16 protein-coding genes are annotated in these 19182 nt (G+C 70.0%); 13 read left to right on the top strand and 3 right to left on the bottom strand.

Annotated features, from left to right (window positions below; all coding sequences use genetic code 11):
- The first annotated feature begins 10 nt into the window (after positions 1–10).
- From ACIBK6_RS36540 to ACIBK6_RS36520, 5 genes are read left to right on the top strand one after another with little or no spacing between them, the layout of a single operon-like run.
- On the top strand, positions 11–295 hold the full coding sequence (locus tag ACIBK6_RS36540; protein ID WP_386141343.1) for a hypothetical protein: 285 nt from the start codon (positions 11–13) through the stop codon (positions 293–295).
- On the top strand, positions 292–942 hold the full coding sequence (locus tag ACIBK6_RS36535) for a hypothetical protein (protein ID WP_399056858.1): 651 nt from the start codon (positions 292–294) through the stop codon (positions 940–942). The genes ACIBK6_RS36540 and ACIBK6_RS36535 overlap by 4 nt, the downstream gene beginning before the upstream one ends.
- 4 nt (positions 943–946) lie before the next feature.
- Positions 947–3490, top strand: a complete 2544-nt coding sequence (locus ACIBK6_RS36530) for an ATP-binding protein (protein WP_399056856.1) — start codon at positions 947–949, stop codon at positions 3488–3490.
- A complete protein-coding gene (locus tag ACIBK6_RS36525) occupies positions 3487–5706 on the top strand; it encodes a hypothetical protein (RefSeq protein WP_399056854.1) in 2220 nt (739 codons plus the stop codon). The genes ACIBK6_RS36530 and ACIBK6_RS36525 overlap by 4 nt, the downstream gene beginning before the upstream one ends.
- On the top strand, positions 5703–6851 hold the full coding sequence (locus tag ACIBK6_RS36520; RefSeq protein ID WP_399056852.1) for a C40 family peptidase: 1149 nt from the start codon (positions 5703–5705) through the stop codon (positions 6849–6851). Before ACIBK6_RS36525 ends, ACIBK6_RS36520 begins: the two co-directional genes overlap by 4 nt.
- 120 nt (positions 6852–6971) lie before the next feature.
- On the opposite strand, the gene ACIBK6_RS36515 is transcribed toward ACIBK6_RS36520, so the two are convergent.
- On the bottom strand, positions 6972–7709 hold the full coding sequence (locus tag ACIBK6_RS36515; protein ID WP_399056850.1) for a hypothetical protein: 738 nt from the start codon (positions 7707–7709) through the stop codon (positions 6972–6974).
- Positions 7710–7785: 76 nt separating this feature from the next.
- Positions 7786–8805, bottom strand: coding sequence for a hypothetical protein (locus ACIBK6_RS36510; protein ID WP_399056849.1), 1020 nt, complete (start codon positions 8803–8805; stop codon positions 7786–7788).
- A 749-nt stretch (positions 8806–9554) separates the two neighbouring features.
- Here ACIBK6_RS36510 and ACIBK6_RS36505 point away from each other — a divergent pair.
- The 6 genes from ACIBK6_RS36505 (at position 9555) to ACIBK6_RS36480 (ending at position 17425) form a co-directional block, all read left to right on the top strand.
- Positions 9555–10022 (top strand): hypothetical protein, encoded by a 468-nt coding sequence (locus tag ACIBK6_RS36505; protein WP_399056847.1) that lies wholly within the window; start codon positions 9555–9557, stop codon positions 10020–10022.
- Positions 10019–12250 (top strand): ATP/GTP-binding protein, encoded by a 2232-nt coding sequence (locus tag ACIBK6_RS36500; RefSeq protein WP_399056845.1) that lies wholly within the window; start codon positions 10019–10021, stop codon positions 12248–12250. The genes ACIBK6_RS36505 and ACIBK6_RS36500 overlap by 4 nt, the downstream gene beginning before the upstream one ends.
- Complete coding sequence (locus ACIBK6_RS36495) at positions 12250–13194, top strand: replication-relaxation family protein (RefSeq protein WP_399056843.1); 945 nt, start codon at positions 12250–12252, stop codon at positions 13192–13194. Before ACIBK6_RS36500 ends, ACIBK6_RS36495 begins: the two co-directional genes overlap by 1 nt.
- Entirely contained in the window at positions 13191–13535 is a 345-nt protein-coding gene (locus tag ACIBK6_RS36490; RefSeq protein ID WP_399056841.1) for a hypothetical protein, read from the top strand. The genes ACIBK6_RS36495 and ACIBK6_RS36490 overlap by 4 nt, the downstream gene beginning before the upstream one ends.
- A gap of 48 nt (positions 13536–13583) precedes the next feature.
- Positions 13584–15206: a glycosyltransferase gene (locus tag ACIBK6_RS36485; RefSeq protein ID WP_399056840.1), complete on the top strand. Its 1623-nt coding sequence runs from the start codon at positions 13584–13586 to the stop codon at positions 15204–15206.
- A gap of 845 nt (positions 15207–16051) precedes the next feature.
- Positions 16052–17425: a hypothetical protein gene (locus tag ACIBK6_RS36480; protein ID WP_399056838.1), complete on the top strand. Its 1374-nt coding sequence runs from the start codon at positions 16052–16054 to the stop codon at positions 17423–17425.
- Between the two features lie 18 nt (positions 17426–17443).
- On the opposite strand, the gene ACIBK6_RS36475 is transcribed toward ACIBK6_RS36480, so the two are convergent.
- A complete protein-coding gene (locus ACIBK6_RS36475; RefSeq protein ID WP_399056837.1) occupies positions 17444–17857 on the bottom strand; it encodes a hypothetical protein in 414 nt (137 codons plus the stop codon).
- A gap of 233 nt (positions 17858–18090) precedes the next feature.
- On the opposite strand from ACIBK6_RS36475, the gene ACIBK6_RS36470 reads away from it, so the two are divergent.
- Both ACIBK6_RS36470 and ACIBK6_RS36465 read left to right on the top strand, forming a co-directional pair.
- The gene (locus ACIBK6_RS36470; protein ID WP_399056835.1) at positions 18091–18690 is read left to right on the top strand and encodes a hypothetical protein; all 600 of its coding nucleotides are present in this window, start codon (positions 18091–18093) and stop codon (positions 18688–18690) included.
- 237 nt (positions 18691–18927) lie between these two features.
- Positions 18928–19128 carry a hypothetical protein gene (locus ACIBK6_RS36465; RefSeq protein ID WP_399056833.1) on the top strand — a complete coding sequence of 67 codons (201 nt, stop codon included), beginning with the start codon at positions 18928–18930 and terminating at the stop codon, positions 19126–19128.
- Positions 19129–19182: the final 54 nt, after the last annotated feature.

The raw sequence follows: 19182 nt of genomic DNA, 5'->3' as shown, positions 1-19182 counted from the left end.
GGAGTACGTCATGCACGACACCGTCACGCTTGCCAACGACTGGATCTCCCTGGGAACAGGCTTTGGCAATGACCTCAAGGGCCTGATCTTCAACGTCGGAATCCCCGTGCTGTGCGGGGTTTTCGTCCTGGTCATCGGGTTCAAGACCAAGGCACCCGGCCCCACGATCATGGCGGTCATCTTCGCCGGGATCGTGTGGGGCCTGTCCGCCAGCATGGGCACGACGATCAAGAGCACCACGACCGACACCATCACGCACTATGACGGCTCCACCGTGCGGACCGGTGACCAGTGACGACCCCCAGCGTGGCGGACGGTGAGCCGGAGCTGATCGGCCGCTGCTACACCAAGGCCCGGCGTGCGCCGCTGGTCTATGGCGTCATCCGGGATGTGCGCGGCGGGCAGGGGATCCGGCTGCCTGGCGGCCCGTACACGCTCACCCAACTTGCTTCGATCATCGCCACGGTGGCGGTGCTGCTGCTGTCGCGGCCGGTGTGGGGCGGGCACGGCTGGGTGGATGCGGCCCTGCTCATCGGTCTGCCGTTCGCGGTGTCCTTCGCTGTCCGCCAGCTGCACATCGACGGCCGTAACCCCGTCGCGGCGATGGCCAGCGTCGTGATGCTGCTCGCGGCTCCCCGGGCGGGCCGGCTGCACGGCCGGGCCTGCCGGCTGAGCCGTGCAGCCCGAGCCGCCGCGCTCATCACGCTCGGCGAACCCGCCCCAGCCCCCGGGGCCGTGGAGCCATCACCCGCTGCTGCCGCAGCCCCTGTTCCTGCCGTACTCAAGACCCCGGGGTCTTCGGGAGCTGGCATGTCCGCCGCGGGGCCGCGCCGCCGCGTTCCGCCGGATCTGCTGACCGTCTCGCCGTCTTCCGGTACTCCGTTGCCCGTCGCCTCCGGTGTGCAGGCACTCCTCGCCCGCCGTACCCCCAGCAAGGACTGAAGTCATGCGCCTGCCGATCCGGCACATCGCCAACAACATCATCTACACCACGCACGGCACCTGCTGGGCGGTATGGCGGGTCGCGGCCGCGAACTACAGCCACGCTCCGTCCACGGCGAAGAAGCGCCGGCTCAAGGCACTTGAGTCGCTGTTCAAGTCGCTGACCGGGGAGCCGATGCTGCTGTCCCTGTGCCCGCAGGTCGATCCGGTCGCGGTCGTCCGCGCCATGGTCGCCGACGTGGACCTGGCCCGCTCGCCGCGCTACGAGCAACTGGGGGGTGCGGTCCTGGACCAGCTGGAAAACATGGACCTGACCGGCCGCACCGACTGGCTCGCCGTGCCACTGCCGGCACTGTCCCGCAAGGACGCTGTCACCTCCGCGTTCTCCGCAGCCAAGGCCGAGTTCGACCTCCAGCTGGGCCTGCTGCCCGCCCCGGTCACTACCGAGGACATCGCCCTTCGCACCGAGCAGGCCGAGCGCCTCCACGCCCAGTGGCCCTCGGGCGTGTCCATGCGGCCGGCGTCGGAAGCCGAAATCCTGTGGATCTACGGCCACTCCGCGCGGCGCGGGCTGGCCGAACCCTTCCTGCCCGACGGCACCGAGCAGCCGGTGCGCGGTCGCGGTCGCACCACCGCCGCCCTGAACGAATTCGTACTCGCGGAAGGCGGCGCGGACTTCAGCGGCCGCCGCGCCGCCCCGGGTAACCCGTTCGGCCGGCGCTTCCTGCAGGTCGCCAGCGAGTGGGGCAACTCCTACCAGGCGCTTTTGGCGCTGTCGGAGATGCCGGAGGCGTTCGCCCTGCCCGGGGCCGCCTATCTGCAGCAGCTGGACGATCTGGCCTACCCGGTCGACTGGACGGCCCGCCTGGTCATCACCCCCGGCACCAAAGCAGAGGCCAAGACGCGGAAGCGGGCCACCCACTTGAAGTCCCAGGCCGCGGAGTACGAGGGCGACCCGGCCGGCCCGCCGGCCTCGATCGCCCACCATGAGCGGGACAACGACGAGTTCCGCGACCGGATCACCGCGAACCGGCGCGAGGTCGAGATCCGTGCCATGGTCACCCTCGCCGTCTGGGGCGCCACCTCCGACGACGCCCAGGCCCGCGCCGCCTCGCTGGCCGCGGACTTCGGCGCCACCGAATACACCTTCTCCCGCCCGGTGGGGGAGCAGGCTCGCCTGTGGCAGGCCATGCAGCCCGGCTGCCGCACCCCGCGCGTCATGCTCGGCTACGCCCAGTACCTGCTGGCAGGCGACTTCGCGATGGCCATGCCTTGGTGCGGCAGTGCCCTGGGCGATGAACGCGGTGGCCTGTTCGGCGTGCAGCTCGCGTCCGGCGGCGCCCGTCCGGTTCTGATCGACCCGGCCCGCGGTCCACGCGAGAACGCCTCCGCGAGCATGGCGTTCCTCGGTGAACTCGGCGCGGGCAAGTCCTTCGCGATGAAGTCGGCCTGCTACAACGTGCTGGCGCGCGGCCATCGGCCCGGCGACCCTCACTCCCGCGGCCGCGCCGTCATTGTCGACCGCACCAGCGACGAGGAATGGGTGCGCTTCGCCAGGGCCTGCCCCGGCACCACCCAGGTCATCCGTATCGACCAGCGGGCCGAAGTCTCCCTCGACCCGCTGCGTTTGTTCGTGGGTGACAGCCCCAAGGTCGCGGCCCGGTTCACCGAGTCCTTCCTGACCCTGCTCCTCGGCGTACGCCCCATGGACCTGGAAGGCGTTGCTCTCTCGGAGGCGGTCCAGGCCGTTCTGGAGCGCCCGGCTCCCTCGATGCGTGCCCTGGTCGACGAGCTCACCGCCCGCGGCGGCGACGATCCGGCAGCCCGTAATCTGGCCCGCAAGCTGAAGGCGGTCGCTCGCAAGGACCTGTCCCGGGTCGTGTTCGACGAGAGTCTGCCCATCGTCGACACGCAGCGGGCTGACTCCGTCGTCTTCGCCGTCAACTCCCTGCAGCTGCCCAAGAAGTCCGAACTCGCCTCGGAGCACCGCATCGAGCGGCTGGAGTTCGAGAAGGTCGCCGGCCGCGCGTTGATGTACCTGATCGCGGCGGTGGCCCGCGAGACGGTCATGAAGAACAAGTATGAGTTCGGTGTCGCCGTCTTCGATGAATGCTGGTGGCTCACCTCCTCCGACGAGGGCCTGGAGCTGCTGCTGGAGTTGATCCGTGACGGCCGCAAGCACCACGCCGCCGCGTACCTCGGCTCCCATGACGCGGACGACATCGGACCGGCCGACTCTGAGAAGGGCGCAATCATCCGCGGGCTGATCCCGCACCGGTTCCTGTTCCGCCAGACCACCCGCACCCTGGCCCAGCGTGGCCTGGAATTCCTCGGCGTGGACGCCACCGACCCCGACCTGCTGGACCTGGTGACCGCCGGACTGTCCCCGATCGGCCTGCCCGACGAGGAGAAAGCCGCCCGGGCTGGGGAGTGCCTCTACCGCGACCTGCTCAGCCGCATCGGCCTGATGCGCGTCATGCCCCCTGCGGACGAAGCCGTCCTGAAGGTCATTCACACCACGCCCGGCGACTTCCAGGCCGCAGCATGAACGCCCGCACGAGGAACGCCTTCACCCTCTACGGGGCACGGCTGCGGCTGCTGGGCACCACCCGCCTGCGGCTGGCCCTGTTGTTCGCGGCGATAGCGGCCACCGCGCTCACTTTGCTGACCGCCCTGCCCGCGCACGCCGACCCCAGCCCCACACCAACCCCGTCGACCTCGGCGAGTGTGCCGGCAGACGGCGTCCAGCGCCCTCCGACCCCGGAGGAGACGAAGCGGATCGAGGATCTGATGCGCGAGCAGGGTGAGCGGCTGTCCGCCGCCGCCCAGCAGGAGTTGATCCAGCAGCGCACCGACGAACTGCGCAAACTGCTGCCCCACGAGGGCGGCGTTCTCGGTGCGTTCAACGTGACGGATTCCAACGGCATGCCGATTTCCGCCTACACCATCAAGGGCGACACCGGCGGCCTCCTCGACTGGGACCTCGGCATCGAGAACCTGCTCACCGAACTCCCCTTCATGATCACGAAATGGGTCATGGCGTTCTGCTGTTCCCTGATCTCCTGGGCCCTCTCGTTCGGCCTCGCGAAGATCCTGCTGCCGCCGGTCGCCGCCGTCGCCAACTCGCTGCACACCGGGGTCATCATGGAGATGGGCCTGCCGTCCGTCTTCCTCGCCGTCTGCGCCCTGATCTGCGTCGCACGGATCTTCTTCGGTGACCGCGCCAAGGGATGGGGAGACGCGGCGCTGTCCGTGGTCCTGGCGGCCCTGACCACCACCCTGCTCGCCTCGGCTCCCCAGACCCTGATGGGCGAGGATTCCGGTGCGATCGCCGTCGTGCGGGGCATGGCCGTTCAGGTCGCCGACGTCATCCTTGAGGCCAACCCCGGGACCCCCAAGCGCAAGCACGACCTCGATGTCGACAGCACCACCTTGACCCGCCCGCTGACCGACGCGCTTGTCGATGCCTTCGTGGTCAAGCCAGCGATGCTGCTGCAGTACGGCCAGGTGTTCCAGGCGGACTGCGCTGATGAGTACTCCAAGACCAAGCTGTCCCAGCTCGCCTACGACCGGCAGATGACTTCCTACGCCAACCGCCTCAAGGCCGCCACCTACCGCCTCACCTCCTACCTCCCCGCCGGCAGCGGGCCCTTGAACACCTGGTACGGCGCAGAGATCGACATGGCCAAGCGGTGGGCCGTGGACCACTTCGGTGACCCGCCCATGGAGAAGTTCGAGAAGAAATGCGTCAAGGGCGACGTCGGCTCGGCCAGGCGAGCCAGCATGGACAAGGTCGGTGGCGCCATCTTCCTCCTGCTCGCCGCCCTCATCGTCACGGTCCTCATCTCCGGACTCACCGGCTCGTTCCTGCTGGCCCAGTGCCGCATCGCCTGGGACGCGGTCCGCGGCGAGATCGCCCTGGTCGCCGGCACCGTGCCCGGAGCCGGCCGGACCTTCCTGTGGGACTGGTGCGCCTCCGTGCTGCGCTCCCTGCAGATGATGCTCACCAGCGTCATCGGGCTGTCGGTGTTCATCGTCTTCCTCCAGGCCGTCCTCACCCCCGCAGGGGACGCCTGGGGACACGAACTCACCCTGCGCTTCCTGGGCGTGGACCTGCTGTGCATCGCCGCGATCAAAAAACGCAAGAAGCTCGTGGCACGCTCCCAGCAGGTGGCCAACAACTTCCGCTCCAAGATGTCCAGCAGCCGGATCGGCGGCACAGGCGGCAGCATCCTCACTCCAGCCTCCACACCCGTCACCCGCCGACCGCGTATCGCCGCGGCCACCGCCCGCGGCCTGGTCCGCACCACCATGGCCGGCGTCGCCCTCGCCCACGGCAACCCACTCGCCGCGATCGGCTACGCCATGCCCCGCAGCGTCGGCGCCACCGCGCTGATGTCCCGGATCAGCTCCGGCTCCCACCGCCACACCCAGCGCTCCCGCCGCCCGGCACGCCCCGCCGGCCGGCCTGCGCCCCGCCCCGGCCGCACCGCCCCTGCAGGCACGGGCCCCCAGGGGACCCGGCCGCTTCCGCCGCGTCCCATCGCGCCGCCGCGTCCCACCGCGGCGCCCGCGCCGGCCCCGCGTCCCGCGCACCGCCGGGCAGTCGATCCCGTCCGCGGGTCGAGGCCCCGTGCCGCAACCGTCAGGTCTTCCAGCAGGCCGCCCAACGCTGCGGTACCGGGTGCGTTCTCCGCCTGGCTCTCTGAGAGGGAAGCCGCCGAGCTCGCCCGCCGCCGCACCCCGCCCCGGGACAGCGTATGACCAAGAAGACCACCCGGCTGATCGGTGCCGGCGCCGCCCTAGTCATCCTGCCGGTGATCCTGATGGCTGCGATCGGCGCGCATGTCGCGGGGATCGCCCAGGACCAGGCGCAGGCCGCGTCCCGCAACCAGACCCGCTGCGCAGGGGGAGCAGCGGGTTCGGACGTCGACACGGGCCAGGTCGCCCAGCAGGTGCGGGCCGCTCTGGCCTCCTCCAACACCAGCACCATCAAGGTGTCCGGCCTGACCCGGCCTGCCGAGCAACTCCCCAACGCCAAAACGATCGTGGCCACCGGCATCCAGATGAACATCCCCGCCCGCGGCCAGGTCATCGCACTGGCCACCGCCCTGGCCGAGTCCGACCTCCGTAACCTCGACCACGGGGACCGCGACAGCCTCGGCCTCTTTCAGCAACGCCCCTCCCAGGGCTGGGGAACCCGGGAACAGATACTCGATCCCGTCTACGCGAGCACCAAGTTCTACAAGGGCCTCCAATCGGTCGAGGGCTGGGAGCAGATGCCGGTCACCGTCGCCGCCCAGAAGGTGCAGAAGTCGGCCTATCCCGACGCGTACGCGGAATTCGAGAAGCTCGCCACCGCGCTGCAGCAGGCCATCGCGCCCACGCTCGGCTCCGCGGCCGCTGCTCCCGCGTTGAACGGCGCCGTCGGCAGCGCGGGATGTGGCGCCGCGGCCGGCACCGACTACGGGACCATCCCGTCCGGCACCCTGCCCGCCGGCTACCAGATCCCTCTCGCCGCACCCCCGGCCGTACAGCAGGCGATCCGCTGGGCACTCGGCCAGCTCGGCACCCCCTACCAATGGGGCGGCAGCTGCACCAACGCCCACGGCAGCGACCCCCAAGGCCGCTGCGACTGCTCCTCCTTGATGCAGCGCGCCTACGGCGTCGCTGGCATCCAGCTCACCCGCACCACCGACACACAGATCAACGAAGGACGCGCCATCCCCTTGGATGCCGTCCAGCCCGGCGACCTCCTCTTCAGCGAGGGAAGCGCCGCCCAGCCCGAACACGTCGCCATGGCGATCGGAGGTGGCCTGCTCGTGCACGCACCCCGCCCAGGCCGCGTCGTTGAAGTGGCCCAAATCGACGGACGACGCATCCTGGCCGTGCGACGGGTTGCCTCCTGACCAGACTGTCCGGCGCGTCACCTCACCTGGCCGTACCGCCCCACTTGAGCCATTTGTTCAGGGAACACAGCAGCCCCCGGCGTCTTTGACGTGCCACTGGGAGGCGAGGGGTGCGTGAGACTACCCGCGTCGTGGCTCCCTGCGGGGCCTCTCCTCAATGAGAGGTGACGGCCGGCGGATCAGGGCGGGCGGGAAGTCGGGATCGGGCACGAAACCGAGCCGTTGGTAGGCAGAGGCGAGATCAGGCGTTCGGGCTGCGGCAACGAGCCCGATGCTGTGGGCGTCCGCATGACGCAACGCCTCATGCACGAGGCGTCCTGCGGAGACCGGGTCCTCTGCGGCGGCAGCCAGCGCCCCCGCTTCCCACCACACGCCACCCTGGCGTTCATGAGCGCGACGCGACCTGGACACAGCAGATGCCGCAGGTACTCGGGGCAATGATCGGACGACCTCGACAGCCAGCAGCACGCAGATAGTCCCCAGCAGGACGTAGCCGACCAGCACAGCCGGGCCCCCGAATACGGCGACGACCATGCTGATGACGATGACCACGCCGCCCGCAAAGAGGCCCATGGAGGCGACAACCGCGAGGAAGGCGCATCCGCCGGCCAGCCTGCGGCGCCAGCCGACACGAGGGCCCAGCACGGTGAGAACGGCCGTGCCCCGGGACAACAGCAGCCCCGCCCCTTGCCAACAGGACAGGGCCGTGACCCACAACATCATCTCCACCGCCGGGCTGGCCGGGGTCAGGGCGCGAGCGCTGAGACGGTGCTGGAGCAGCCGCGCGTGACGCGGTACGTCGCGCCAGCGTGCCCGCAGCCCGGGCGGCAGTGACGGCACGGGGTGGTCCAACGTCATTGATGCTCCTGGTGGTTAGGAGGATTCGCGCTTGGGGGCTTTTACCGCAACAGCTCCGTCCCCGCCCGGAAAAGGGTCAGGCAGAGGCGGGAACGGCGAGCGGCGCTCGGCTGTCGTCCACCAGGCCTCCGTACTGGTCGACTTCGAACGGAGCGGCGCCTGGCTTGGTCTCGCGGTCCTTTCCGGTGTGGCCGTCCAGCACCACCGGCCCGTTGCTGGTCCGGCCATACACCGCGCCATGCCAGAACGCGGTCACCTGGGGCACGATCCGGCCCGAGGTATCGGGCAGTGACCACACCTTCGACGTGGTCGCCGCGTCGAAGACGACCACAGCGTTTACCTGCCCGGCGTACTGGTCGTGGCACAGCACGAGCGACTGCTCATCTCCCATGCACCGCCATGGGTGCAGATGCAGCCGGCCGCCGCCCGCATACCGGGCGCGCTCGGCGCCGGTGCGGACATCCACCAACATCAGGCTCTCCCGCACATTGCCGGCCAGCAGCCCCGGCCCGGCCGCGGACGCGTGCACGGCCCGGTCGGAGCTCGTCGCCGTCCAGCGGCGTTGCCCGCTGTCGAGGGCCAAGCCACCGAGCTGGCCCTGAAAGCCCCCCGCGCCTGCCGCTTCACCACCGGCCACCACGCCGTCGGCGACGCTGACGGCGCTGAAGCCCTTCTGCTGCCAGCGCAGTTGGTGCGTGCCCCGGTCCAGCACGTACGTTGTCTCGTCAGCCGTGACCACCACCGATGCCGTATCGGCCGAGACCACCTTCGGTGCGACGTTCTCGTCCGCTGCCAGACCACTGCCCTCGACGCGGGACGAGGGGGTGGGCATGAACTCGGCACGCCACGCCGCCTCTCCCGACACCGCATCCACAGCGAGGACCTCGATGGCAGCCCTGGCAGGCAGGGTCCCCTGACCGGGGACGGTCCTGTCGTACGCCACGAATACCGTCGCCCCACCCTGGCCCGCGACGACCCGGGGTGCGGCGCGGCGGGTGCCGAATCCCCCTCGGTCCGCCTTATGGGTCGTGTCCACCGACCACTTGACGCTGCTCGTGGCGGTGTCGACCGCCTTCAGGCCGTCCTCGCCGGCCACATACGCGACACCGTGCCACAGCGACACCGCAGGCCGCGCCGAGTCACCGCTTGCGGTACTCGGCTGACCCGCATCCTCCAGCGACGTGTCCGAGCCTGAGACGGCCCCGAACCGCGTCGGCGGATCGAAGGCCTTGCGCGGCTGCTCCGCCGTCTGCGCCGCAGGTGCGGCCGGCCGGTCCTTCCCCGCCGTCGTGGACCCGCTACTTGAGCACGCCGACAGCGCTGCCCCTGCAACGACTCCGCACAACACTCCCCGGGCCACCCGCCCTGTACTCCACACCGGCCGCATCAGCCATCCCCCGCAATCCACACATTCCAGAACGCCTGGAACCGGCGTTCGACCGAAACCAACTACGCGCCACTGGCGGCTGCTTGCCCGCAAGGCCCCCGGGTCCGCGCCACCGGGCGAGACGCCATCGTGATCCCTCCTCGCCCGGGCCTGATCACCGTAACGCTCTGCTCATCAGCCGCAACAGCCCCACACGTGCACTTGCCGGACAGGCCACCGCCGTTGGGCACTCAACGCCCTGGCCTGCTTCGGTGCCCGGCTGCACGGCGCGCTGGGTGCCGAGGCCGCGGGGCGGGCACCGACCAGCCATTGGTAAAAGAAAAGCAAAGCATGGCCTCGGGTGTCTGAACGGGCTTCGCGCACTGACTTGGTCCAAGTGAAGGGAAGTTTTCCGATCGCTTGGAGGCCACCATGTGCACCGCTCCTCACCCGCGGACCGCGCCTGTCGGCGGCACGGTATGAATGCCGAACTCCCCGGTGTCCAGGCCGCCTTCACCGCCGCGCACTGGATCGCCTGGTCCGCCCCTCTCCTTGCGGTGATGGTCGCGGTCGGCGCCGGTGTGTGGACCTGTGTCTCCTGGCGGCGGCGCCTGAAGGCGCGGACAGCACTCCTCAAGAGATCCGTGGTCGAGGTGGTACCGACCTCCGGATTTGCCCCGCTGGAGGGGGAGATCCACCGCTGGGCTCATCACCTGGGGCGGGTCACGCGCTCAGCCGACGGGGTGCCGGAGCGTGGTGCTGCGGTGCGGCTGCGCTACTGCGCCGAGACGGGCAGCAAGATGCACTGCTACATCGAAGGGCCCATCCAGGCGGCCGCCGTGCTGGGCATGCCCGGCTTCGACGGGGTGGAAGTCCGCACGCACCGCGGCCGGAAGAGCATCGAGCCGATCACTTTCCCCCGGCAGCGTGATGGGGGCCGTCCGTGACCGCGCCGGTCGACCTCATCAAGCCGGGCCATGGGGACGACGGCGAGGGCGAAGGCACCGCTGGGCGGGCGCGGTTCGTGCAGCGCGCCGAGCTGGTCCTGGCGCTGGCCGACCAGAAGCCGCTGGCCCACCTGGGGCTCTCTCCGGACCCGTTGCAGCAGTTGGCGGCCGCGATGGCCAGTGTGCGCACGGAGGCGGGGGAGCGGGCCGAGGTGGTCGTGGACCTGGTGCCGGTGGGCGAGCGGCGGCTGGCTCGCCGCCGTCGCCGGCTCCTGGCCCGCTCGCGGCGCCGTGGTCCCTCGGCCTACGGCGAGCGGCTGGCCGGGGGGCTGGGCGGGGGGCTGGGCGGGGCGGGTGTGTGGGGGTCGATGAGCGCGGCCTGGTCCGGCGGCAAGAGTGCCCACGCGGCTTCGGGGGCGAAGCGGTTGCCGCGGATGACGGATCTCAAGGCGGAGGTCGGGAAGTTCGACCCATCGGCCGGAGCCGTCTTCGGCGTCCAGATCCTGCTGCGTACCCAGGCCCCGCACCCGCAGCAGGCGCTCGCGCGGATGAACCAGCTGCTTGCGGCGTTCTCCATCACCAGCGGCGAGAACCACCTGGGCACCCGACGGCCCCGCACCGGCCGGGCCGTGGCCTTCTTCGACCGCCGCTTTAGGACAGGGGAGTTCGCTCCGGTCCGGCGGCAGTGGATGACGGTGGCCGAGCTCGCCGGGTTCCTCAAGCCCCCCACCAAGTCGTGCACCGCCTCCAGCGTCGTGCGCTCCGGCGGTCTGGTTCCGCCCGCCCCGGCAGACCTGCCCGTCTACACCGGGCAGCCGGGCCTGGTGCCGCTCGGCGCGGTCGTCTACCCCGACGGCGTGGAGCGCATCGGCGCCGCCCGAGCAGCCGATCTTCTGTTCGCGTTGATGCTCGGCAAGGCGGGCCACGGCAAGACCGAAGCAGCCCTCGTGCAGTGCATCGCGCTCGCGCACACGGGCCACGGCTGCTGGTTCCTCGACCCGCACGGTGAGGCCTGGGACCGCGCCAAGCCGTACCTGGCCCACGAGGGCCTCATGGACCGGATGTGGGAGATCAACCTGGGCGAGGCGGACCCGGACCAGATGGTCGTGTCCTGGAACCCCCTGTCGATGGAACACCGCAAAGAGTCCGACATCCAGAAGGTGGTGCGCGCGGTCACCGAAGCCATCGCCGCCGCCCAGGGCTGGGGTGACCAGGCTCCCCGGGCGCACACCATCTTGGCCCGGGCCTGCCAGGCGATCGCCCTGCTCAACCACCAGGCCGTCAGCGCAGGCCATCCCGAGGCCCAGGGCACGCTCTTCCAGCTGCGCCGGTGGCTGATCGACGAGGAGTGGCGCGGCAAGCTGCTGCCCCGTCTGCCCGGCAGCGTGCAGCGGTACTGGCTCAAGACGTTCGCCGACATGCCCTCCGAGGCGGTGCCCACCGTCACCTACGCCATCGACCGTCTCGACACGAGCCCGTCCCTGCAGGCGTTTTTCGGCTCGCCGCGCTCCGGCTACGACGTACGCACCGCCATGGACACCGGCAAGGTGGTGTTCCTGTGCCCCGACGGCTCCGAGGCCGATGCACTGGTGTCCTGCCTGCTCATCCACGACCTCTACCGCGCCGGCCGCTCCCGCCAGGACACCCACCGCAGCAAGCGGCGCACGTTCTGGGCCTGGGGCGATGAACTCACCGCCGTCGACTCCTCGTCCAAGGGCTTCCTCGCCGCGATCGCCGAGCAGCTCAGGAAGTACGAGGTGCACTTCACCGGCATGACACAGATGGCCCTGCGGCTCTCCGCGATCACCCGCCAGGCCCTCATGCAGAACCAGTCGCTGCTGTCGACCTGCGCCGCCGACTACGACGAAGCGGCCTTCGTGGCCCGCCGCTGGAACGGCCAGGTCACCCCGGAGACCATCACCGAACTCCCGAAATACCACCAGATCATGTCCATCGCCCTGAACGGCCGCCGCACCAGCCCGTTCCGCGTGAGGGGCCTGTCCGTCGAAGAGGTCTTCGCCAAGTACCACAACTTGGACGGCGTTCCGGCCCTGGACGAAGCGATCGACAAGAACCTCAACCGCCGCCCCCTCAAACAGATCCTCGCCGAACTGGAGGCTCTGGACGACGTGATCCTCGCTCACCACAGCGGCCCCGAGCCAGCCAGCCCCGCCCCGACCGCTTGCGACGACCCCACTACCAGCTACGACGACAAGGACGCCGCCTGATGCCCTACCCGAATGCTGCGCCCGCCGGTCTTGGCCCCCTGGCCCAAGAAGCCGCCCAGGTCATCTACCAGCACCGCATGCTCTCCACCCGCCAGCTTCACCAGCTGATCACCCCGCACCACGCCCACGCCGAATACATGCGCCGCCAGCTCCACACACTGCGCACGGCCGGGCTTGCCGACACCGTCGGCCGACGCCGCTGCGGTCAGACCGAACTGCTGTGGTGGCTCACCGACAAGGGCGCCCAGGCCGTCGAGGCCGTCGGCCTGCTGCCCCCGCGCCCCTACCGCATGAGCACCGTCGCAGCCCTGGGACCCCTGCAGGAGCACACCCTGGCCACCGTCGACACAGGCCTGGCGTTCGTCACCCACGCCCGCCGGCTGCGCCACGAATGCGGGCCGCTGGACTGGTCCCCGGAGAACGCGCACGCCTACCGGGACGAGGCCCGGCCCGGCGAAGACCTCGCCCTCATTCCCGACGCCGTCCTCAACTACGTCCACACCGACCGCGAGCGGCGCACCCGCACCATGCTGACCTTCTTCATCGAGGTCGACCGCACCCAGATGACCATCGCCCGCCTCGCAGCGAAACTGCACGCCTACGCCGCCTACGAAAAGTTCGCCCCCCAGCCCGCCGGCCCCCGCTCCCGGCGCAGCCCCGCCGCCCCGGCCTGGCGCGCCCGCTACCCCGCCTTCCCCCGCCTGCTCCTGGTCCTCACCGGCGCCTCGCCCTCACGGCTGGAACGGCGCATCGCCGACCTGCGCAGCCTCGCCGCCAGCGACCCCCTCCTGACCACCACACCGCTGCGCGCCGGCGTCACCACCCTCGAACAGCTCGGCGAACACGGCCCCTTCGCGCCGATCTTCACTCCCGTCCTCGGCCTGGCCGACCTCACCGACGCATGGCTGCGTACCGCGTACCCGACAGCCCCTCTCCCCGCATGACCACCTCGCCCAGCCACCGCCTCAACTCGCCCAAGGAGCCCCAGATGACCGCGTCGCCCGCCCTCCAGCTCGCCGGAACCTGCGCGCACGTGCACAACATCGAGACGATCGAGACCCCGTTCATCACCGAACTGGTCGCCGCCCTTGCCCACCTCAAGAACGCCGCGACGCTCGCCGGTACCCCGGCCGCACTCCTGCTGCCCCGCGGGAGCACCGTCAGCGAGCAGCAGATGAACATCTGGGCCGCGATGAACACCAGCAGCATCAGCGTGCTCCTGGACGAGATCACCGCCCACTACCCCAGCCGCCCCGCCAACACCGCTCCCGAGCCGCGGAACTGAGGCTGCCGCCGGTCCAGCTACCGCAAGACCCGTACCAAAGGAGCGCACATGCCCCCGTCCAGCGTCCACTTCATCGTCCCGGCAACGATCCACGACCCCCAGCGGCCCAGCGGGGGCAACACCTACGACCTCAACCTGGCCCGCAACCTGCCGTACATGGGGTGGGAGGTGCACCTGCACCCGCTGGCAGGAAGCTGGCCATGGCCGGGAGCGGGTGCCCAGCGCGCGGTCGTGCTCCTGGACGGGCTGTTGGCCTGCATCCCCGACATCGTGGAGGCCGTAGCCCCGCGGCTGTGCCTGGCCGTACTTGTCCACATGCCCCTCGCCGACGAGCGCGGCCTGTCCGCGGCCGGGGCCGCTGACCTCGATGCCCGCGAGGCCCGGGTCCTCCGCTGCGCATCCGTGATCATCGCCCCGAGTGCCCACACGGCCCGCCAGCTTGTAGCACACCATGCACTGCGGCCCGCGCACGTGCACACGGCCCACCCGGGCGTAGGGATCGTGCCGCGGGCGCCGGGCACCGACGGGGTCTCTCAACTGCTGTGCGTCGCCTCGCTCACCCCCGTCAAAGGCCACCAGGTCCTCATCGACGCCCTCGCCACCGCAACCGAACTGCCCTGGCATCTCCGGCTCGTCGGCGGAGTACAGCAGAACCCGGGCCACGTCCGTCTGCTCCGCGACCTCATCAACGCGCGGGGACTCGTTGACCGGATCGTCATCGACGGCCCGAAGTCCGGCGCCGACCTGGACGCCGCCTACGCAGCGGCCGATCTGCTCGTGCTCCCGAGCTTCTCCGAAACGTATGGCCTCGTCGTCACCGAGGCCTTGGCCCGGGGCATCCCTGTCATGGCCTCGCAGGTGGGCGGCGTGCCAGAGGCCCTGGGCTGCGTTCGCGGCGGTCAGCGTCCGGGGCTTCTGCCGCCTCCGGGATCCGTCTCCGCCTGGTCGCAGGACCTGCGGTCCTGGCTGACCGACGCCGAACTGCGCGACCGCCTGCGGAAGGCAGCCCGCACACGCAGCCAGGCCCTGCCCTACTGGCACACCACCGCGCGGCCGTGGCCGACGCTCTCACCCCGCTCCGCACACCACAGCCCACGGCCCCAACCGGAAGGCACACGGCGGGCCTCAACGGCTCTCTCCCCACCGCGCGGTCACGGAAGCCCCTGCTACCGGTACCGCAGAGGCCTCCCACGGGCCCCTGAGATCAGGGAGACAGCCACACCGCCGAAGCCCGATTCATCACGATCCCCCTGGACAACCCGTCGTCGCGAAAGGACAGTTCCCGTGCGCTTCCGCCTCTTCCACCTGAAGAACCGCCCGTCGGCCACCACCACAGCCGACGTGCCGCTGCCTGCGTGCATGCTGCCGGAGTGCGACGCACTGCAGGCCCTTCCCGACCTCTACTCACCACTGATCGCCGAGCTGATGGCGATCTACTGCCACACCCGACCACTCGGTGCCCTGTCCCAGAAAGAGCGCTGCGTGAACGAGTTCCAGATGACCGCCCGCTCGATCATCAACCACCTCCTGGAGGGGTGGGCCACCCAGACCGACGGCCAGGGCACGATAGACGACCTCCTGCTCGCCCCGCGCAACTCCCGTACGACAGCGGCCCCGTCAGCCCGGAGCCCCGAAGTCCCTTCCGTTGAGGAGCGCCGCCTTGCTTCCTGAAGCCACATCACTGCCCGTACGAGCCGCTCGTTTTGCCCAGGCCAGCAAAGCGATGGCCCGTCAGGAGCACCTCAACGACACGGTGGAGGGACGCATGAAACGTGTGACAACTCCGATGCCGAGGGGACTAGGGTGGAGGCGCGCCGTCCTCTGCGTTCACCCGATCGCCGGGGCCGGTCGCTCGTACACGACGAAGGCCCCCCGTAGCTCCAGGTCTGCGAAACCTGGTACCGCGCTACAGAGGGCCGGAGCCGGTGCGAGGAAGCTCTTGGTGAAGAAGGTCTCGCACGGTGCGGGACCGAGGTCTCGGAAACGAGGTCCCGCTGCGATGCAGCGTACCCGTAACTGTCCTTCGGGACACAACAAGCACCGCCAGATGGTGCCCGTGTCAGCGCCGGGCCCCTGGTGGATTTCTGCATGCCGTCCGGCGTGCGGGCTTCCTGCTATCCCCCCTGAGGGGAGCGGTATGACGTAGCCCACGCGAGGGGCAGCTCGTCCGCGGCGCCTTCCCCAAGGTCCGCACCTGCTGCCCCGGCCAGGACACCCGATCCCCATCGGGCCCACCGGCCAACCTGCCACCGCCATCCCCAGGTCGTAACCCCTGGTCAGGCGAAGTGTCCGGGCTTTCACCGGACAGTTACTCGGTTCTCCCTGAACCACGAAGCACCAGATGGGCTTCGTTGTGCCCCGACTCAGATGCGTCGGAGAACGGCTTCATCATGCCTGACGTTTTGGCATGCCGCCATATCGACTCGGTGGCATGCCCCGATGTGTCCGAGTCTTCGGCGACTCCGGACACACGTCGGCATGCCTTCACACTCGTACGAGAGGCTTCCGACCACGAAGTGACCACCACCGCCTCTCGTCAACTGCGCCGCGCCGACGACTTCCGGGCGGCTGCCACGTTCATGGTCGGCGCCGGTTTCCATCCCAGAGCCGGCCGTACGACGCTGCGCCTGGCGGAGGTCTTCGCCGCCCGGATGGAACGCAGCCGGGGCGGGACCTTCGCGTTCAACATCGCGGCAACCGCCCGGGAGCTCGGGCTGCAGCGCCGTGCCGTCCTCAACCACGCCAAGATCCTGCGCGAACTCGGCCTGACCGCCTACGTCGAGCACGGCTCCCGCACCAACGCGCAGCGCACCAGGCACGGGGCGGCCTGGACCCAGGAGCACGGGTACCGCGGCACCGGCACGATCTTCGCAGCGGTCGCTCCGCCAATCTGGGACGAGGCGATGGGCCGCCGGATCGACGGAACCGGATACCAGGCGCGGCCTGTCGGCGTCACCGAGAAGGGCCGGGCCCGGGCCGTCGCCGAGGCCAGCAAGAAGGCATCTGCCCGAGCTCACCGGCGGTCGACGCCGTGCACCCCTTCTTTGGTGGTCCCACAGGACCACCGTCAGCTAAAGGTAGAGAGAGGTAGTAACTACACCTCGCGCACGCGCGCGACGGGCCGAAAGAACATCCCTAAACCCTCGAACCAGCACCGCACGACCGTGGCCGACTGCGCCCACGGCATCGCGATCGCTGAACAACTCCAGAACGAGGTGTGGTGGCTGCACCGCGGCTGCGCCCGCCGTCTCGCCTACGTCCTGCGCCCCCTGATCGCCGCCGGGTGGACCTGGCAGTCTCTCGCCGCCGAACTGCGGACCTGGGGCGTCCCGGGCTACCTCCGGGACCCCGCCGCCTACGTACGCCACGAACTCACACGTCTTCAGCAGCACGGGCATCTCGCCTACACCGGCACTCCCGCCCTGCGCGACGACCAGGTCGACGAGGACGGCACCCGCTACCAAGCCATGCTCCGCGCCCGACACGAGCACAGCGACCCGGCCTGGCAGCGCTACGCCGAACAGCTGCGTCCCGAGCTCCGTCGACGACTCCAGGAGGCGCGCAGCGCGGTCTCGGAGACTCCGGTGCCGGAGTACCAGCCCTGGCTGCGCGAACCCGAGGAAGTCCATCTGCAGTCAGTCTCGTTGGAGGCGGCATACGGGCCCGATGTCAGCCCCCGGGAGATCTACGCAGCCCGCGCCTACAACCGGCCTGTGCCGCTTCGCCGCGAAGCCGCCCTCCCGCTGCCGGATCAAGGCTGGCTGGAACATCTGCGCGACGAAACGGAAGCCAAGCGGGCCTGCGCCGTGCTGCAGGCCGAACTCGACAACTGGGAAGCCGAGCAGGCATCCACCGCCGGGCCACACGGAACGGTCCGCGGGCAGCTGTGATGTACGCCAAAGGGCGAGCTACGGGGTCGCCAGCCAGTGCTCCCCGGGGGTGCCGTCGCGATCAGTGAGACGCCAGCGGGGCAGGCTGTACCGGGTAACCAGGGTCCACGCGGTCCGAGTAGCGTCCTCCACCCACGCGTGTCCCGCGGCGGGAAGGCCGTTCACCCCGCGCAGCCACTTGGTGATCTGCTCTTCTGGGATATGCGTGTTGTCCTTTCCGAGGTACTTGAGGACGTACACCGCGAGATAGTCCACGTCCTGCGCGCGGCCCTGACCGTTGAGGATGGGCCTGAGCCGGGAGGCGAACTTTTCTCCGATGCTGTGGTCGCCCTCGCCCCAAAGGGATGTCACCTCTGGCCCCCTCAGCATGTCGAGCAGGTCGATCAGGTGGGCGAGGTCGGGGTCGTCGGCGAGAGTGATGCGTTCGGTCACAGTCGGCTGCCTCCGAGAAGTTGTGGTTGAACCAGACCGGCGCCGCCGATCATCACGGTGCTGGTTCAGGGACACGCCACTGATGGGCAGAACTGCCCGACTCGCAGCCTGTGATGGCCGAGATCATCCTGTGCCCCGCAGCCGATGTGTACGCGGCAACAGGAGCGTCCGCGTTGTGCGTCAGGTGCGCAACGAGCGGGCGCTGGCGCCGGATGCACGGCCAGCCTGCCGGGATGGACAAGTTGATGGAGCTGGCCAGCACGCTCGTCTCGGGGGCGGTCATCGCCGTCCTGGCATCGTGGCTGACCAGCCGTGCCCGCAACCGCCAGGAGCAGCAGGCCGAGATCGGGGCGCTGCGGGCGCAGGCGGATGCGATGACGGTGGCGGTGGCGGAACTGCAGGCTGCGGCCGCCGCCAACAAGCTGCTGTGGGAAGGGCCGGCCGAGCGTGCGAGGTCGTATCTGCTGGCCCTGATGGCCTACGTCGGCGGTGCCGCCCGGGCTCGGATCGCAGGCGGAACGGACGCACAGAGCCTCCAGGCGGGCGCCGGGCGCGCGGCCGAGTTGCTGAGCCGGGAGAGGGTGGCCAGCAAACAGAGCACGGCCGCCGTGCGCGAGCCACTCACCCGGGCCGCCACCGCCGCCGCTCCGCTCATGCGCTGCTCCGACCCAGCCGTCGCCACTGCCACCGAGCATCTGCTGAACGCCCTGCCCGACGTGGAGGACACCGCGCGTCTGGAAGTTGCTCTGAACGCGTTCGGCCGGGCCGTCAACGCGGCCACAGCACCGCGGATGTCCCGGTGGGCGCGGCGCCGCGCCGCGCCGCGCGCCTAGGGGCAGGTCATCGTCAACTGGTGGGCTTGAACGCGCCTGTTGCATAAGCGCGTCTCGCTAGCAGTCCACACCCCGGCTACAGCTCCATGCGGTAGAACAATTTATCGTTCTTCGGAGCCACGCCGTAGGACTCGTAGAAGTGAAGCGCTGGTGGGTTGTCGGCGTCGCCGGTCCACTCGATGCGTGAGCAGCCTGCCGCTGTGGTGCCCCGTCGCTCACTTAGGCCATCATCACGTCATGCCCAGCTACGTGCCTTCTCCCGACGAAATAGCCGCCGCCCAGACGCCGACAGGCGGCTGGACCAGAAAACAGCTCGCCGAGTGGGGAGTCCCGTGGCCGCCCCCGCAGGGATGGCGCAAACACCTGGAAGCGAAGTGGAGAGGCGAGGACGTGCCTCCACTGCCACACCAGGAGCCCGAACAGGACGCCCTCTTCTGACGTCACCCCGACTGAGGGTTACTCCGGGCCGGGAACGTGGTTCTCGGTTACGGG

It is taken from the genome of Streptomyces sp. NPDC050485 (genome assembly GCF_044458185.1).
Taxonomy (GTDB): Bacteria; Actinomycetota; Actinomycetes; order Streptomycetales; family Streptomycetaceae; genus Streptomyces.
This window is presented reverse-complemented; position numbering and strand designations above follow the sequence as displayed.

Coding starts and splice junctions, on each gene's coding strand:
- ACIBK6_RS36540 (WP_386141343.1), top strand. CDS start 11: ATGCACGACACCGTCACGCTTGCCAACGACTGGATCTCCCTGGGAACA.
- ACIBK6_RS36530 (WP_399056856.1), top strand. CDS start 947: ATGCGCCTGCCGATCCGGCACATCGCCAACAACATCATCTACACCACG.
- ACIBK6_RS36525 (WP_399056854.1), top strand. CDS start 3,487: ATGAACGCCCGCACGAGGAACGCCTTCACCCTCTACGGGGCACGGCTG.
- ACIBK6_RS36520 (WP_399056852.1), top strand. CDS start 5,703: ATGACCAAGAAGACCACCCGGCTGATCGGTGCCGGCGCCGCCCTAGTC.
- ACIBK6_RS36515 (WP_399056850.1), bottom strand. CDS start 7,709: ATGACGTTGGACCACCCCGTGCCGTCACTGCCGCCCGGGCTGCGGGCA.
- ACIBK6_RS36505 (WP_399056847.1), top strand. CDS start 9,555: ATGAATGCCGAACTCCCCGGTGTCCAGGCCGCCTTCACCGCCGCGCAC.
- ACIBK6_RS36495 (WP_399056843.1), top strand. CDS start 12,250: ATGCCCTACCCGAATGCTGCGCCCGCCGGTCTTGGCCCCCTGGCCCAA.
- ACIBK6_RS36490 (WP_399056841.1), top strand. CDS start 13,191: ATGACCACCTCGCCCAGCCACCGCCTCAACTCGCCCAAGGAGCCCCAG.
- ACIBK6_RS36485 (WP_399056840.1), top strand. CDS start 13,584: ATGCCCCCGTCCAGCGTCCACTTCATCGTCCCGGCAACGATCCACGAC.
- ACIBK6_RS36470 (WP_399056835.1), top strand. CDS start 18,091: ATGGACAAGTTGATGGAGCTGGCCAGCACGCTCGTCTCGGGGGCGGTC.
- ACIBK6_RS36465 (WP_399056833.1), top strand. CDS start 18,928: ATGCCCAGCTACGTGCCTTCTCCCGACGAAATAGCCGCCGCCCAGACG.